Source organism: Lysobacter sp. P5_C4 (assembly GCF_054049695.1).
In genome coordinates, this window is the sequence record NZ_JBFULX010000008.1 from 1 (window position 1) to 17197 (window position 17197).

The window sequence follows — 17197 nt, forward strand, 5'->3', positions numbered from 1 at the left end:
GGCCGCGAACGAACGGGCCCGGCTTAGGGGCCCGCGTGTCTTACCAGCGGTAGTGCGCGAACGCCTTGTTCGCATCCGCCATGCGGTGCGTTTCTTCGCGCTTCTTGATCGCGCCGCCACGGTTTTCCGAGGCGTCCAGCAACTCGCCGGCGAGCTTGCGCGGCATGCTGTTCTCGCCGCGCTTGCGCGCCGATTCGATCAGCCAGCGCATCGCGAGCGCCATGCGACGCGAGGAGCGCACTTCGACCGGCACCTGGTACGTGGCACCGCCGACGCGGCGCGACTTCACTTCGACCGACGGCGACACATTGCCGAGGGCCTTTTCGACGAGCTCGAGCGCATTGGCGTTCTTTTCGCCGATGACGTCCATGGCGCCGTACACGATCTTTTCAGCGACCGACTTCTTGCCGCTCTGCATGACCATGTTGATGAAACGCGCGATCGTCTCGCTGCCGTGTTTCGGATCGGCGAGGACGGTGCGCTGCGGAGTGGAACCTTTACGCGACATGTTCGATGACCCCTAGATCAGGACTTCGGGCGCTTGGCGCCGTACTTGGAACGACCCTGGCGACGCTTGGCGACGCCGGCGGCGTCGAGCGAGCCGCGCACGGTGTGATAACGCACGCCCGGCAGGTCCTTGACGCGGCCGCCGCGGATGAGCACGACCGAGTGTTCCTGCAGGTTGTGGCCTTCGCCGCCGATGTACGAGATGACCTCGTAGCCGTTGGTGAGGCGCACCTTCGCGACCTTGCGAAGCGCCGAGTTCGGCTTCTTCGGGGTGGTCGTGTAGACGCGCGTGCAGACGCCGCGGCGCTGCGGGCAATTCGCCAGTGCAGGCGACGTGCTCTTGTAGGTTTCCGGGCTGCGCGCCTTACGCACCAGCTGGTTGATCGTTGCCATTTCGGGACTCTGTTTTTGGACCGAGATCGGGACCGAGGTCCTGCGTGAATAACGATGCAGGCCACGTCGGGCCTGCATAGACGGAAAAGTATAGCCCGCGCCGACGAAAACCGTCAACGCGAGCCGACTTTGCGGAGGCAATGGGCGACCCGCCTCGGGGCCGCCCGGCCTTCGATGATTCCCGCCCATCCTGGGCCGAAGACGAGGCGCTCCCTGCGCCTCATTTCGTGGTCTGGGGCGGCCTTCAGGCCGCCACTTGGCGTGGTTTAGCTGGCGCTGCTGTCCTCGCCGGCGTCGGTTTCGACCGCTTCGACCACCGGTGCCGGTGCCGGCTCCACCATCGTGCCCGACAGCGCTTCCAGCTCCGACTCGGTCAGGCCCGAGGCATTGCGGCGGCGCGCGGTGTGGTAGGCCAGGCCCGTGCCCGCCGGGATCAGGCGGCCCACGATCACGTTCTCCTTGAGGCCGCGCAGCCCGTCGCGCGTGCCGCGAACGGCCGCCTCGGTGAGCACGCGGGTGGTCTCCTGGAAGGAGGCCGCCGAGATGAAGGACTCGGTCGCCAGCGACGCCTTCGTGATGCCGAGCAGCACCGGGTCGTATTTCGCGGGGATCTCGTTCTTCGACACGGCGATGGCGTTGGTCTCGACCATGCGCTGGCGCTCGATCTGCTCACCGTGCAGGTACTTGGTGTCGCCCGCATCCAGCACTTCGACCTTGCGCAGCATCTGGCGAACGATCACCTCGATGTGCTTGTCGTTGATCTTCACGCCCTGCAGGCGATAGACGTCCTGGATTTCCTTGGTGAGATAAACCGCCAGCGGCTCCACGCCGAGCAGGCGCAGGATGTCCTGCGGGCTCGGTTCGCCGTCCACGACCGTCTCGCCCTTCTCCACGTGTTCGCCTTCGAACACGATGATCTGGCGGTACTTCGGGATCAGCTCTTCGTGCTCGCTGCCGTCGGCCTGCTTGATGATCAGGCGCTGCTTGCCCTTGGTGTCCTTGCCGAAGCTGACGATGCCCGAGACTTCGGCGAGGATCGCCGGGTCCTTCGGCTTGCGCGCTTCGAACAAGTCGGCCACGCGCGGCAGACCACCGGTGATGTCGCGCGTCTTCGACGCTTCCTGCGGGATCTTCGCGACGACGTCGCCGACGCCCACGGTGGCACCGTCCTGGAGGTTCACGATCGAGCGCGGCGGCAGCAGGTACTGCGCCGGCAGGTCGGTCCCCGGGATGGACAGGTCCTTGCCGTTCTTGTCGACGATGCGGACGATCGGGCGCAGGTCCTTCGCCTGCGTACCGCGACGCTTCGGATCGGTGATCTCGCGCGAAGCAAGGCCGGTCAGTTCGTCGGTCTTCTCGATGACGGTGACGCCGTCGATGAAGTCGATCAGGCGCATGACGCCCGCCACTTCCGACACGATCGGGTGGTTATGCGGATCCCAGTTCGCCACGGTCTGGCCGGCCTTCACCGACGCGCCGTCCTTGACCTGGATCGTCGCACCGTAGGGCAGCTTGTAACGCTCGCGCTCGCGGCCGTGGCCGTCGAGCACGGACAGTTCGCCCGAACGCGACACCGCGACCAGGTGGCCCGAGGCGTGGTCGACGTGCTTGAGGTTGTTGAACTTCACCGTGCCCGTCGTCTTGACGGTCACGTTGTCGATCGCCGCCGCACGCGATGCCGCACCACCGATGTGGAACGTACGCATGGTCAGCTGCGTGCCCGGTTCGCCGATCGACTGCGCGGCGACGACGCCGACCGCTTCGCCGTGGTTGACCAGGTGGCCACGACCGAGGTCGCGACCGTAGCAGTGCGAGCACACGCCGAACGGGCTCGTGCACGTGATGGTCGAACGCACCTTGATGGACTGCACGCCGGCGTCTTCGATGCTCTGCACCCACGCTTCGTCGAGCAGCGTGTTGCGGGTGACGAACGGATCTTCGTCGTTGCCCGGCAGGAACACGTCTTCGGCCACGATGCGGCCCAGCACGCGGTCGCGCAGCGGCTCGACGACATCGCCGCCTTCCACGATCGGCGTCATGGTGAGGCCTTCGTGCGTGCCGCAATCGGTTTCGGTGATGACCACGTCCTGCGCGACGTCGACGAGGCGACGCGTCAGGTAACCGGAGTTCGCCGTCTTCAACGCGGTGTCCGCGAGGCCCTTACGGGCGCCGTGGGTCGAGATGAAGTACTGCAGGACGTTCAGGCCTTCGCGGAAGTTCGCCGTGATCGGCGTCTCGATGATCGAGCCGTCCGGCTTGGCCATCAGGCCGCGCATGCCCGCGAGCTGGCGGATCTGCGCCTGCGAACCACGCGCGCCGGAGTCGGCCATGATGTAGATCGAGTTCATCGACTTCTGCGGCACGGTCTCGCCCTTGGCGTTGACCACCGAGTCGGTGCCGATCGCATCCATCATCGCCTTGGCGACGCGTTCGTTGGTGCGCGACCAGATGTCCACGACCTTGTTGTAGCGCTCGCCCGAGGTGACCAGGCCCGACTGGTACTGCTGCTGGATTTCCAGCACTTCGGTCTCGGCCTCGTCGAGGATGCCCTTCTTCTCGGTCGGGATGATCATGTCGTCGATGCCGATGGAAACGCCGGCGCGCGTGGCGTACGCGAAGCCGGTGTACATCAGCTTGTCGGCGAACACGACCGTGTCCTTCAGGCCGAGCATGCGGTAGCACGAGTTGATCAGGCGCGAGATGTTCTTCTTCGTCAGTTCGACGTTCGCCAGCGCGTACGGCAGGCCTTCCGGCAGGATTTCCTGCAGGAGCGAGCGGCCGACGGTGGTGTCGACGATCGAGGTCTGCTTCGAGCGCGTGCCGTCTTCGGCGATCACCGTCTGCGTGATGCGCACCTTGACCTTGGCGTGCAGCTCGACGACGCGGTTGTCGTACGCGCGCTTGACCTCGGCGACGTTCGCGAACGCCATGCCCTCGCCCTTCTTGTTCTCCAGGGCGCGCGACATGTAGTACAGGCCGAGCACGACGTCCTGCGACGGCACGATGATCGGCTCGCCGTTCGCCGGCGACAGGATGTTGTTCGACGCCATCATCAGGGCGCGCGCTTCCAACTGCGCTTCGAGCGACAGCGGGACGTGCACGGCCATCTGGTCGCCGTCGAAGTCGGCGTTGAACGCGGTGCAGACCAGCGGATGCAGCTGGATCGCCTTGCCTTCGATCAGCACCGGCTCGAACGCCTGGATGCCCAGGCGGTGGAGCGTCGGCGCGCGGTTGAGCAGGACCGGATGCTCGCGGATGACTTCCTCGAGGATGTCCCACACTTCCGCTTCTTCGCGCTCGACGAGCTTCTTGGCGGCCTTGATCGTCGTGGCCAGGCCACGGCGCTGCAGCTTGGCGAAGATGAAGGGCTTGAACAGCTCGAGCGCCATCTTCTTCGGCAGGCCGCACTCGTGCAGGCGCAGCGTCGGGCCGACCACGATGACCGAACGGCCCGAGTAGTCGACGCGCTTGCCGAGCAGGTTCTGGCGGAAGCGACCCTGCTTGCCCTTGATCATGTCGGCGAGCGACTTGAGCGGGCGCTTGTTGGTGCCGGTGATCGCACGGCCGCGACGGCCGTTGTCCATCAGGGCGTCAACCGATTCCTGCAGCATGCGCTTCTCGTTGCGCACGATGATGTCCGGCGCATTGAGCTCAAGCAGGCGCTTGAGGCGGTTGTTGCGGTTGATGACGCGGCGATACAGGTCGTTGAGGTCCGACGTCGCGAAGCGGCCGCCGTCCAGCGGGACGAGCGGGCGCAGGTCCGGCGGAAGCACCGGCAGCACGGTCATGACCATCCACTCCGGGCGGTTGCCGGAGTCGAGGAACGCCTCGATCAGCTTGATGCGCTTGGTGAGGCGCTTGAGCTTGGTCTCGGAGTTGGTCGCGGCGATTTCTTCCTTCAGGCGGAGCATTTCCGACTGCAGGTCGATCGTGCGCAGCAACTCGTACACGGCCTCGGCGCCCATCGCGGCGTCGAAGTCGTCGCCGTGTTCCTGGCGCGCCGTCATGAACTGTTCTTCGGTCAGCAGGTTGCCGCGCTCGAGCGGGGTCAGGCCCGGCTCGGTGACGACATAGGCTTCGAAGTACAGGATGCGTTCGATGTCGCGCAGCGTCATGTCGAGCATCAAACCGATGCGCGAAGGAAGCGACTTCAGGAACCAGATGTGCGCGACGGGCGATGCGAGGTCGATGTGGCCCATGCGCTCACGGCGCACCTTGGCCAGCGTGACTTCCGTGCCGCACTTCTCGCAGACCACGCCACGGTGCTTCATGCGCTTGTACTTGCCGCACAGGCACTCGTAGTCCTTGATCGGGCCGAAGATCGCGGCGCAGAACAGGCCGTCGCGTTCGGGCTTGAACGTACGGTAGTTGATGGTCTCGGGCTTCTTCACTTCGCCGTAGGACCACGAGCGGATGAGGTCCGGCGACGCCAACGCGATCTTGATCGCGTCGAAGTCGAGGGTCGGCCGCTGCTGGTTGAACAGATTGAGCAAGTCTTTCATGGGTGTCTCCTGGTCGGCGGCGGCGGCTTAGTGCTCTTCGAGTTCCATGTTGATGGCGAGGGAGCGAATCTCCTTCACCAGCACATTGAAGGACTCAGGCATCCCCGCGACCATCTCGTGTTCGCCGTCGACGATGTTCTTGTACATCTGGTTGCGGCCCTGCACGTCGTCGGACTTCACCGTCAGCATTTCCTGCAGGGTGTAGGCCGCGCCGTAGGCTTCGAGCGCCCAGACTTCCATTTCGCCGAAGCGCTGGCCACCGAACTGCGCCTTGCCGCCCAGCGGCTGCTGGGTGACGAGCGAGTACGGACCGGTCGAACGCGCGTGCATCTTGTCGTCGACCAGGTGGTTCAGCTTCAGCATGTGCATGTAGCCCACGGTGACCGGGCGTTCGAACGCTTCGCCGGTACGACCGTCGTGCAGCGTGGTCTGGCCGCTGAGCGGGAGTTCGGCGAGTTCGAGCATCTTCTTGATCTCGCTCTCGGCCGCGCCGTCGAACACCGGCGTCGCCATCGGCACGCCGTCGACCAGGTTGTTGGCCAGGCGCAGCAGTTCTTCATCGGTGAAGAGCGCCAGGTCGACGCGCTGTCCGTTCATCGCTTCGTCGTGGTTGTAGATCTGGTCGAGGAACTTGCGCAGGTCCGCGACCGCGGCCTGTGCCTTGAGCATGCGATCGATCTTCTGGCCCAGGCCCTTCGCGGCCCAGCCCAGGTGCGTCTCGAGGATCTGGCCGATGTTCATTCGGCTCGGCACGCCCAGCGGGTTCAGCACGATGTCGACCGACGAACCATCCGTCATGTACGGCATGTCTTCGACCGGCACGATCGTCGACACGACACCCTTGTTGCCGTGTCGGCCGGCCATCTTGTCGCCCGGCTGGATGCGGCGCTTCACCGCGAGGAACACCTTCACCATCTTGAGCACGCCGGGGGCGAGGTCGTCGCCCTGCGTGATCTTGCCGCGCTTGTCGGCGAAGCGGCGCTCGAATTCCTTCTCGTGCGCATCGATCTGCTTGGAAGCGCGTTCGATGGCGTCGTTGGCGTCGTCGTCCTTCATGCGCAGCTGGAACCACTCGGCCTTCTTCAGGCCATCCAGGTACTCGTCGGAGATCGTGTCGCCCTTCTTGAGGTTCGCGCCGCCGTTGGCGACCTTGCCCAGCAACTGCGTCCGCAGGCGGGCATAGATCGCACCTTCGAGGATGCGGAACTGGTCGTCGAAGTCCTTCTTGACGCGACGGACTTCGTATTCCTCGATCTGGCGGGCGCGCTTGTCCTTCTCGATGCCGTCGCGGGTGAAGACCTGCACGTCGATGACGGTGCCGTCCATGCCCGGCGGCACGCGGAGCGAGCTGTCCTTCACGTCGGAGGCCTTCTCGCCGAAGATCGCGCGGAGGAGTTTCTCTTCCGGCGTCAGCTGCGATTCGCCCTTCGGCGTGACCTTGCCCACCAGGATGTCCCCGGCGCGCACTTCGGCGCCGATGTACACCACGCCCGATTCGTCGAGGCGGTTGAGCGCCTGTTCGGAAACGTTCGGGATGTCGGCCGAGATTTCTTCCGGGCCCAGCTTCGTGTCGCGCGCGACGCAGGTCAGCTCTTCGATGTGGATCGTCGTGTAGCGATCCTCTTCCACCACGCGCTCGGAGAGCAGGATGGAGTCTTCGAAGTTGTAGCCGTTCCACGGCATGAACGCGACCAGCATGTTCTGGCCGAGCGCGAGCTCGCCGATGTCGGTCGAGGGACCGTCGGCCAGCACGTCGCCGCGTTCGACGCGGTCGCCCACGTTCACCAGCGGGGTCTGGTTGATGCAGGTGTTCTGGTTGGAGCGCGTGTACTTGATCAGCGTGTAGATGTCGACGCCGGCATCGGTCTCGCCGACGATTTCCTTTTCGTTGACCTTGACCACGATGCGGCCGGCGTCGATCTGCGCGATCAAACCACCGCGGCGCGCGTTCACCGTGACGCCCGAGTCGCGCGCAACGGCGCGTTCGATGCCGGTGCCCACGAGCGGCTTCTGCGACTTCAGCGTCGGCACGGCCTGGCGCTGCATGTTCGCGCCCATCAGTGCGCGGTTGGCGTCGTCGTGCTCGAGGAACGGCACGAGCGCGGCGGCGACCGACACGGTCTGCATCGGCGAGACGTCCATGAAGTGGATCTCGCTCGGCGGCTTGAGCAACGATTCACCCTGGTAACGGCACGCGACGAACTGCGCGGTGATGGCGCCCTTGTCGTCCTGCGGCGCGTTGGCCTGCGCGATGACGTACTCGTTCTCTTCGATCGCCGAGAGGAACTCGACGTCGTCGGTGACGCGGCCGTCCACGACCTTGCGGTACGGCGTCTCGAGGAAGCCGTAGCGGTTGGTGCGGGCGAACACGGCGAGCGAGTTGATCAGGCCGATGTTCGGGCCTTCAGGCGTTTCGATGGTGCACACGCGGCCGTAATGCGTCGGATGCACGTCGCGCACTTCGAAGCCGGCGCGTTCGCGCGTCAGGCCACCCGGGCCCAGCGCGGAGACGCGACGCTTGTGCGTCACTTCCGACAGCGGGTTGTTCTGGTCCATGAACTGCGAGAGCTGCGAGGAGCCGAAGAACTCCTTGATCGCGGCGGCAACCGGCTTGGCGTTGATCAGTTCCTGCGGCGTCAGGCCTTCGGACTCGGCCATCGACAGGCGTTCCTTGACCGCACGCTCGACGCGCACCAGGCCCACGCGGAACACGTTCTCGGCCATTTCGCCGACCGAACGCACGCGACGGTTGCCCAGGTGGTCGATGTCGTCCACCACGCCACGGCCATTGCGGATTTCCGTCAGCACGCGGATGACGTCGAGGATGTCGGACGTATCGCCCTGCGCGGCGACCAGGCGCTGCGCTTCCTCGTCCTTGCCGTTCTTGTAGTCGCCGAAGTACTTGCGGTCGTACAGCACCGACGGGCCGAGCACGTCCTTGCGGCCGATGCGGCGGTTGAACTTCATGCGGCCCACCGCCGAGACGTCGTAACGCTCGAAGGTGAAGAACAGGTTGTGGAACAGGTTCTCGGCGGCGTCCTTGGTCGGCGGCTCGCCCGGACGCATCATGCGGTAGATCTCGACCAGCGCTTCGAGCTTGGTCTTGGTGCCGTCGATGCGCAGGGTGTTCGACAGGTACGGGCCACGGTCGAGGTCGTTGACCCAGATCGTGCCGACCGAATCGATGCCCGCCTTGCGGAGCTTCTCGAGGTGGTCTTCGTTGATTTCGTCGTTCGCCGAGGCGAGCAGTTCGCCCGTCTTCGGATCGATGACGTCATGCGCGAGGATGCGACCGACGAGGTAGAGATCCGGCACGGCCAGCGCGGCGATGCCCGACTGCTCGAGCTGCTTGACGTGGCGCGCGGTGATGCGCTTGCCGGCTTCGACGATCACGCGATCGCCGTCGGCCAGGTCGAAGTCCAGCGTTTCGCCACGCAGGCGCTCGGGGACGAGCTCCAGCTGCACGCCTTCGGGTTCGATGTGGAAGGTGTTGATCTCGAAGAACGCGCGGAGCATTTCTTCGTTGTTGTAGCCCAGCGCGCGCAGCAGCACCGAGACCGGCAGCTTGCGGCGGCGGTCGATGCGGGTGAACAGCGCGTCCTTGGGATCGAACTCGAAGTCGAGCCACGAACCGCGATACGGAATGATGCGCGCGGAATACAGCAGCTTGCCCGAGCTGTGCGTCTTGCCGCGGTCGTGGTCGAAGAACACGCCCGGCGAGCGGTGCAGCTGCGAGACGATGACGCGCTCGGTGCCGTTGACGATGAAGGTGCCGTTGTCGGTCATGAGCGGGATTTCGCCCATGTAGACCTCCTGCTCCTTCACGTACTTGATGGCCTTGGTCGACGACTCGCGGTCGTAGATCACCAGGCGCACGGTGACGCGCAGCGGCGCGCCGTAAGACAGGCCACGGTTGCGGCATTCGCGCTCGTCGAACGCCGGGTCGCCGAGGCGGTAGCCGACGTATTCGAGCGCGGCGTTGCCGCTGTAGGAGCTGATCGGGAACACGGACTTCAGGGCTGCGTGCAGGCCCTTGTCGTCGCGCGCGTTCATTTCGGCGTGTTCCTGCAGGAACTCGCGATAGGAATCGACCTGGATCGCCAGGAGGAACGGCACTTCAAGGATCGAACGGCGCTTGCCGAAGTCCTTGCGGATGCGCTTCTTCTCGGTGAAGGAATAGGTGGACGCAGTGGTCATGGGAGCTACCGCCTCTCGATGTCGGCCGCGCGCGGGCGGCCGGGGGGAACGTCAAATTGCCAGTTGGGAGTCGCTGGTATTGCCGGCACCAGCACGCCTTCTCCCGCTACTTCCAACTGTCAACTCGGTGATGGTGGAACACGTATCAGCACAAACCACACACGGCTGAATCGTTTACCGCGGACTTCCTTGGAACGGCCAAAGGCCGGGGACTCTCGTCCCCAGCCTTGGGTGGTCGCCAATGTCACCGGCGACGCAATTGCGATTACTTGACTTCGACGGTCGCGCCAGCGGCCTCGAGTTCCTTCTTGAACTTCTCGGACTCGTCCTTCGACACCGCTTCCTTGACGTTCTGCGGGGCGCCTTCGACGAGGTCCTTCGCTTCCTTCAGGCCCAGGCCGGTGATGGCGCGGACGGCCTTGATGACTTCGACCTTCTTCTCGCCGACGGCCTTCAGGACGACGGTGAATTCGGTCTGCTCTTCGACCGGGGCAGCAGCGGCGGCGGGGCCGGCGGCGGCCATGACGGGCGCAGCAGCGGAGACGCCGAACTTTTCTTCGATGGCCTTGACCAGCTCCATCACTTCCATCAGCGACTTCGCGGCGATCGCGTCAACGATCTGATCGTTGGAAAGGGACATGGTGATTACCTCTGGATATTTAAAGGGTTTGAACTGAAATCAGGCAGTTTCGGCAGCCGGGGCTTCCGCGGACGCATCGCCACCACCCTGCTTGTCGGCCACGGCCTTGACGGCACGGGCGAACATGCTGGCGGGCTCGGCGAGCACGCGGGCGAGCATGGCAAGCGCCTGCTCACGCGTCGGCAGCGAAGCCAGGACCTCGACGTGCGCGGCAGGCAGCAACTTGCCTTCCACCGACACGATGCGGGCCTTGAGCTTGTCGTTGCCCTTGGCGAACTCCTTGATGAGGCGACCGGCAGCGCCGGGTTCCTCGGTCGAGAACGCATACAGCAGCGGACCGGTCAGGGCGTCCTTGACGACCTCGAACTCGGTACCGACGACGGCGCGCGATGCGAGCGTGTTCTTGACAACCTTCAAGTACACGCCGGATTCGCGGGCCTTCTTGCGCATCGCGGTCATCTGGGAGACCGTGATGCCTGCGTATTCGGCTGCGACCAGGGAGTGCGCCTTCGAGGCCACGTCTGCCAGCTCGGCGACAACTTCCTGCTTCTGGGACAGATTGAGAGCCATTGACACTCCTCCAATTGAACTCCGCGCACGGCTCCTGCCGCTTGCGGTCCTCGAGCGACGCCTTCCGTTGGCGCCGGGGATGCATGTGCATCCCGGTGGTGGCCCTTCCAGAAAACTTCCAGAGGGGGCGGCACCATCTACGCAGGCCCATCCTTGCGAATGGATTACGCGTTCCCGCCTGCTGCGAAAGACGACTCCTTGCCGTGCCGTACCGAGCTTCCTGCCCGTCTTCGCATCGCGCGGACCGCACCTGCGGTCTTTGACGGCGTCGCGCCTTGCGGCGCGAAGCCCTCAAAACTTGTTGCACGCGCTCGCAGTTGCGGGCGCGTTGTAACGATTACTTCAGGGTCAGCGTCGACGGGTCGACGATCACGCCCGGGCCCATCGTCGAGCTCAGCGAGATCTTCTGCAGGTACTGGCCCTTCGCGGTCGACGGCTTGGCCTTGATCAGGTCGAGCAGGAGCGCGGTGAGGTTGCCCTTCAGGGCTTCGGCTTCGAACGAGGCCTTGCCGATCGTGCAGTGGATGATGCCGGCCTTGTCGGTGCGGTAACGCACCTGGCCCGCCTTCGCGTTCTTGACCGCTTCGGCCGGGTTCGGCGAAACGGTGCCGACCTTCGGGTTCGGCATCAGGCCGCGCGGACCGAGCACCTGGCCGAGCTTGCCGACCACGCGCATCGCATCCGGCGTCGCGATGACGACGTCGTAGTTCAGGTCGCCGTTCTGCATCGCTTCGGCGAGGTCGTCCATGCCGACGGCTTCGGCGCCGGCGGCGCGCGCTTCGTCAGCCTTGGCGCCGGCCGGGGCGAACACCGCCACGCGCACCGACTTGCCGGTACCGGCCGGCAGCACGGTCGAACCGCGCACCTGCTGGTCGGACTTCTTCGCGTCCACGCCCAGGCGCACGGCGACGTCGATCGCTTCGACGAACTTCGCCTTCGTGCCGTTCTGGAGGATCTTCAGGGCTTCGTCGATCGCGTAAGCCTTGCCCGGCTCGACGGCCGCCTTGATTGCTTTCTGTCGCTTGTTCATCGCCATGACTTAGCCCTCCACCACCAGACCCATGGAACGGGCGGAGCCCGCAATCGTGCGCACCGCGGCTTCCAGGTCGGCAGCCGTCAGGTCGGGTTCCTTCGCCTTCGCGATTTCCTCGACCTGCTTGCGCGTGACCTTGCCCACCTTCTCGGTGTTCGGGCGCTTGGAACCGGACTGGATGCCCGCGGCCTTCTTCAGCAGGATCGACGCCGGCGGCGTCTTCGTGATGAAGGTGAAGGTGCGGTCCGAGTACGCGGTGATGACCACCGGGATCGGGAGACCAGGTTCGAGCTTCTGCGTGGCGGCATTGAACGCCTTGCAGAATTCCATGATGTTCAGGCCGCGCTGGCCGAGGGCGGGACCCACGGGCGGCGACGGGTTGGCCTGGCCGGCCTTGACCTGCAGCTTGATGTAACCGACGACTTTCTTTGCCATTGCTTTGCTCCTGCGAGTGCGAACGCCTGATCGGCTCCTCGCTTACGTGCCCTGGCGAACCACTCGCCGGGCTTCAAGGGTCAAGCCTTCTCGACTTGCCCGAATTCCAGTTCCACCGGGGTGGAACGACCGAAGATCAGCACTGCGACGCGCAGGCGGCTCTTCTCGTAATTCACTTCTTCCACGACACCGTTGAAGTCGTTGAACGGGCCGTCGGTGACGCGCACCATTTCGCCGGCTTCGAACAACACCTTCGGCTTCGGCTTCTCCACGCCTTCCTGCACGCGGTCGAGGATGGCCGCAGCTTCCTCGTCGCGGATCGGCAGCGGACGATCGGCGGTGCCGCCGATGAAGCCCATCACCTTCGGCGTTTCCTTCACGAGGTGCCAGCTTTCGCTGTCCATGCGCGGAATGCCGCCTTCGTCGTGCGTGGCGATCTGCACGAGCACGTAGCCCGGGAAGAACTTGCGCTCGGAACGGCGCTTCTGGCCGGAGCGCATTTCCACGACTTCCTCGGTCGGTACCAGCACGTCGCCAAAGCGATCCTGCATTTCGGTCCGCACGATGCGATCACGCAAGGCCTGCGCCACCGACTTCTCGAAGCCGGAATAGGCGTGGACCACGTACCAGCGCTTTTCGACGTTGTCTTCCATCGGATCCTCTGAATCAGTTGCCCAGCAGGGCCTTGACGCCCAACTGGATGACCCAGTCGAACGTTGCGAGGATCAGGCTGATCACGGTGACGGCGATGATGATCATCACGGTCGCGCGACCCGCTTCCTGGCGCGTCGGCCACACGACCTTGCGCAGTTCGAAGCGCGACTCCGAGAAGAACTCGCGCGTCTGCGCGCCCTTGACCGAGGTCATGAAGACCACGAAACCCGCGGCCAGCCCGCCGATCACCGCGAGCCAGCGGAACTGCGACTCGGGATACCAATAGAAGGCGAACACGCCCGCCGCGACCAGCAAGATTGCCAGTGCGTACTTGACGACGTCGCCCGCGGAGGCGGCCTTCGGTTGTTCGACCTTGCTGTTCATCCGTTCTCGCCGACGCGTGTCACGTTGCGCCTGAAGTGGCACGCCAGGAGGGACTCGAACCCCCAACCTGCGGTTTTGGAGACCGCTGCTCTGCCAATTGAGCTACTGGCGTACATGTGTTGGAACTGCTTCTCCGAAAAAGGCAACGGCGGCTCGCGCCGCCACGCCCTTTCCGACCATCCGGGCGGCGCGGTGTTCCGCGCCTGCCCTTCCGATGCTTACTTGAGGATCTTCGCCACCACGCCGGCGCCGACCGTACGACCGCCTTCGCGGATCGCGAAGCGCAGGCCGTCGTCCATCGCGACCGGGTTGATCAGCTCGACCACCATCTTGATGTTGTCGCCCGGCATGACCATTTCCACGCCTTCGGGCAGGGTCACGGCACCGGTGATGTCCGTCGTGCGGAAGTAGAACTGCGGGCGGTAGCCCTTGAAGAACGGCGTGTGGCGGCCGCCTTCGTCCTTCGACAGCACGTACACCTCGGCTTCGAACGTGGTGTGCGGGGTGATCGAACCGGGCTTGGCCAGCACCTGGCCGCGCTCGACGTCGTCGCGCTTGGTGCCGCGCAGCAGCAGGCCCGCGTTGTCGCCCGCCTGGCCCTGGTCCAGCAGCTTGCGGAACATTTCCACGCCCGTGACGATCGTCTTCTGCGTCGGGCGGATGCCCACGATTTCGATTTCGTCACCGACCTTGATGATGCCGCGCTCGATGCGGCCGGTCACCACGGTGCCGCGGCCGGAGATCGAGAACACATCTTCCACCGGCATCAGGAACGGCTTGTCGATCGCGCGCTCCGGCTGCGGGATGAACGTGTCCAGCGCATCGACCAGCTTCAGGATCGACGGCACGCCGATTTCCGACTGGTCGCCTTCCAGCGCCAGGCGCGCCGAACCCTTGATGATCGGGGTGTCGTCGCCCGGGAACTCGTACTTGCTCAGCAGCTCGCGCACTTCCATCTCGACCAGCTCGAGCAGCTCGGCGTCGTCCACCATGTCGGCCTTGTTCAGGAACACGACGATGTACGGCACGCCGACCTGGCGCGAAAGCAGGATGTGCTCGCGCGTCTGCGGCATCGGGCCGTCCGCGGCCGAGCACACCAGGATCGCGCCGTCCATCTGCGCCGCACCCGTGATCATGTTCTTGACGTAGTCGGCGTGACCCGGGCAATCCACGTGCGCGTAATGGCGGTTGGCCGATTCGTATTCCACGTGCGCCGTCGAAATCGTGATGCCGCGCGCCTTCTCTTCCGGCGCCGCGTCGATCGCGTCGTAGGCCTTGAACTCGCCGCCGAAACGTTCCGCGCCCACCTTCGTCAGCGCCGCCGTCAGCGTCGTCTTGCCGTGGTCAACGTGACCGATCGTGCCCACGTTCACGTGGGGCTTGGTGCGCTCGAACTTACCCTTGGCCATGATTGCTTACCTCAGAAATTGAATGTGTTGTGTGCTTGGCGAGTGGACGATCAGGACTTCTTGATCACGGCTTCGGCGATGTTGTTCGGCGCCTCGGCGTAGTGGTCGAATTCCATCGTGAAGGTCGCGCGGCCCTGCGACATCGAACGCAGCGTGGTCGCGTAGCCGAACATTTCGCCCAGCGGGATCATCGCGTTGATGATCTTGCCCGACGGGCTGTCGTCCTGGCCCTGCAGGATGCCGCGACGACGGCTGACGTCGCCCATCACGTCGCCGAGGTAATCCTCGGGCGTGACGATCTCGACCTTCATCATCGGCTCGAGCAGCACGGGCGAGGCCTTGTGGAAGCCTTCCTTGAAGCCCATCGAACCCGCGATCTTGAACGCCATTTCGGACGAGTCGACTTCGTGGTACGAGCCGTCGACCAGCTTGACCTTGACGTCGACGATCGGGAACCCGGCCATGAGGCCGTTCGCGACCGCTTCCTGGATGCCCTTGTCGACCGCCGGGATGTATTCCTTCGGAATCACGCCGCCGACGATGCCGTTCTCGAACTCGTAGCCCTTGCCCTGCTCGTTCGGCGAGATCTCCAGCCACACGTGGCCGAACTGACCCTTGCCGCCCGACTGGCGCACGAACTTGCCTTCGGACTTGACGGCCTTGCGGATGGTTTCGCGGTAGGCGACCTGCGGCTTGCCTACGTTCGCTTCGACGTTGAACTCGCGCTTCATGCGGTCCACCAGGATTTCCAGGTGGAGCTCGCCCATGCCCGAGATGATCGTCTGGCCGGATTCTTCATCCGTGCGCACGCGGAACGAGGGATCTTCCTGCGCGAGGCGACCGAGCGCGAGGCCCATCTTTTCCTGGTCGGACTTGGTCTTCGGCTCGACCGCCATCGAAATGACGGGCTCCGGGAAGATCATGCGCTCGAGCGTGATGACCTTGTCCTGCGCGCACAGCGTGTCGCCGGTGGTCACGTCCTTCAGGCCGACGGCCGCGGCGATGTCGCCCGCGCGCACTTCCTTGATCTCGTCGCGGTTGTTGGCGTGCATCTGCAGGATGCGGCCCACGCGCTCGCGCTTCGACTTGACCGGGTTGTAGACCTGGTCGCCGGAGTTGAGCGTGCCCGAGTAGACGCGGAAGAACGTGAGCGAACCCACGAACGGGTCGGTCATGATCTTGAAGGCGAGCGCGGAGAACGGATCGGAATCCAGCGCGTTGCGGTGGTCTTCCTTGTCGTTCTCGTCGATGCCGGCGACCGGCGGACGATCCGACGGCGACGGCAGGAAGCGGATGACCGCGTCGAGCATCGCCTGCACGCCCTTGTTCTTGAACGCGGTGCCGCACAGCGCCGGGATGATTTCGCACTTGAGCGTGCGCTCGCGGATGCCGAAGATGATTTCGTCTTCCGACAGCTCACCGTCGTTGAGGTACTTGTCCATCAGCTCTTCGGACGCCTCGGCGGCGGCCTCGACCATGAACGCGCGCGCGGTCGTGCACTCGTCGAGCAGGTTCGCCGGGATTTCGGCGTACTCGAACTTCGTGCCCTTGGATTCCATGTCCCACACGATCGACTTCATCTTGATGAGGTCGATCACGCCTTCGAAGCCTTCCTCGGCGCCGATCGGCACCTGCATCGGCACCGGATACGCGCCCAGGCGCGACTTCAGCTGCTCGACGACCTTGGAGAAGTTGGCGCCCGTGCGGTCCATCTTGTTGACGAACGCGAGGCGCGGCACGTTGTACTTGTTGGCCTGGCGCCACACGGTCTCCGACTGCGGCTGCACGCCGCCGACGGCGCACAGCACGAACACCGCGCCGTCGAGCACGCGCAGGGAACGCTCGACTTCGATGGTGAAGTCGACGTGCCCGGGGGTGTCGATGATGTTGAAGCGGTATTCCGGCAGGGACATGTCCATGCCCTTCCAGAACGCCGTCGTCGCCGCCGACGTGATGGTGATGCCGCGCTCCTGCTCCTGCTCCATCCAGTCCATCGTCGCGGCACCTTCGTGCACTTCGCCGATCTTGTGGTTGACGCCCGTGTAGAACAGGATGCGTTCGGTCGTCGTGGTCTTGCCGGCATCGATGTGGGCCATGATGCCGAAGTTGCGGTAACGCTCGATGGGAGTGGTGCGAGCCACGGCTGTCTCTCGTTGTTCGTGTCGGACGCAATGTCCGGAAGGCCGAAGCCGCCTTGCGGCGGCTCGGGCGAGTGCGGCGGCAGTGCCGGCCGCGAACGGGCCCGGCTTAGGGGCCCGCGTGTCTTACCAGCGGTAGTGCGCGAACGCCTTGTTCGCATCCGCCATGCGGTGCGTTTCTTCGCGCTTCTTGATCGCGCCGCCACGGTTTTCCGAGGCGTCCAGCAACTCGCCGGCGAGCTTGCGCGGCATGCTGTTCTCGCCGCGCTTGCGCGCCGATTCGATCAGCCAGCGCATCGCGAGCGCCATGCGACGCGAGGAGCGCACTTCGACCG

Annotated in this window: 13 protein-coding genes and 1 tRNA gene; all 14 read right to left on the reverse strand. The window is 64.8% G+C overall.

Going from position 1 to position 17197, the window contains the following annotated elements:
• Positions 1-40: 40 nt before the first annotated feature.
• The gene (rpsG, locus tag ACXJJ8_RS15320; protein WP_036167772.1) at positions 41-508 is read right to left on the reverse strand and encodes a 30S ribosomal protein S7; all 468 of its coding nucleotides are present in this window, start codon (positions 506-508) and stop codon (positions 41-43) included.
• Positions 509-525: 17 nt separating this feature from the next.
• Entirely contained in the window at positions 526-900 is a 375-nt protein-coding gene (rpsL, locus tag ACXJJ8_RS15325; protein ID WP_036167774.1) for a 30S ribosomal protein S12, read from the reverse strand.
• 266 nt (positions 901-1166) lie between these two features.
• Complete coding sequence (rpoC, locus tag ACXJJ8_RS15330) at positions 1167-5402, reverse strand: DNA-directed RNA polymerase subunit beta' (protein ID WP_499031834.1); 4236 nt, start codon at positions 5400-5402, stop codon at positions 1167-1169.
• Between the two features lie 27 nt (positions 5403-5429).
• Positions 5430-9599, reverse strand: a complete 4170-nt coding sequence (rpoB, locus tag ACXJJ8_RS15335) for a DNA-directed RNA polymerase subunit beta (protein WP_499031837.1) — start codon at positions 9597-9599, stop codon at positions 5430-5432.
• A 265-nt stretch (positions 9600-9864) separates the two neighbouring features.
• The gene (gene rplL / locus ACXJJ8_RS15340) at positions 9865-10239 is read right to left on the reverse strand and encodes a 50S ribosomal protein L7/L12 (RefSeq protein WP_498965328.1); all 375 of its coding nucleotides are present in this window, start codon (positions 10237-10239) and stop codon (positions 9865-9867) included.
• 39 nt (positions 10240-10278) lie between these two features.
• Entirely contained in the window at positions 10279-10809 is a 531-nt protein-coding gene (gene rplJ, locus ACXJJ8_RS15345) for a 50S ribosomal protein L10 (RefSeq protein WP_498965326.1), read from the reverse strand.
• 337 nt (positions 10810-11146) lie between these two features.
• Positions 11147-11845, reverse strand: a complete 699-nt coding sequence (gene rplA / locus ACXJJ8_RS15350; RefSeq protein WP_499031839.1) for a 50S ribosomal protein L1 — start codon at positions 11843-11845, stop codon at positions 11147-11149.
• Between the two features lie 3 nt (positions 11846-11848).
• Entirely contained in the window at positions 11849-12277 is a 429-nt protein-coding gene (gene rplK / locus ACXJJ8_RS15355) for a 50S ribosomal protein L11 (protein ID WP_036167791.1), read from the reverse strand.
• Between the two features lie 80 nt (positions 12278-12357).
• A complete protein-coding gene (gene nusG, locus ACXJJ8_RS15360) occupies positions 12358-12930 on the reverse strand; it encodes a transcription termination/antitermination protein NusG (RefSeq protein ID WP_499031842.1) in 573 nt (190 codons plus the stop codon).
• Between the two features lie 13 nt (positions 12931-12943).
• Positions 12944-13315 carry a preprotein translocase subunit SecE gene (secE, locus tag ACXJJ8_RS15365; protein WP_499031844.1) on the reverse strand — a complete coding sequence of 124 codons (372 nt, stop codon included), beginning with the start codon at positions 13313-13315 and terminating at the stop codon, positions 12944-12946.
• A 36-nt stretch (positions 13316-13351) separates the two neighbouring features.
• Positions 13352-13427, reverse strand: a tRNA-Trp gene (locus ACXJJ8_RS15370).
• Positions 13428-13533: 106 nt separating this feature from the next.
• Positions 13534-14724: an elongation factor Tu gene (gene tuf / locus ACXJJ8_RS15375; protein WP_499031846.1), complete on the reverse strand. Its 1191-nt coding sequence runs from the start codon at positions 14722-14724 to the stop codon at positions 13534-13536.
• 50 nt (positions 14725-14774) lie between these two features.
• Positions 14775-16865, reverse strand: a complete 2091-nt coding sequence (gene fusA / locus ACXJJ8_RS15380; protein ID WP_499031848.1) for an elongation factor G — start codon at positions 16863-16865, stop codon at positions 14775-14777.
• Positions 16866-16988: 123 nt separating this feature from the next.
• Positions 16989-17197, reverse strand: a 209-nt coding sequence (locus tag ACXJJ8_RS15385; protein ID WP_499031850.1) for an uS7 family ribosomal protein, incomplete at its 5' end; no start/stop codon positions are given.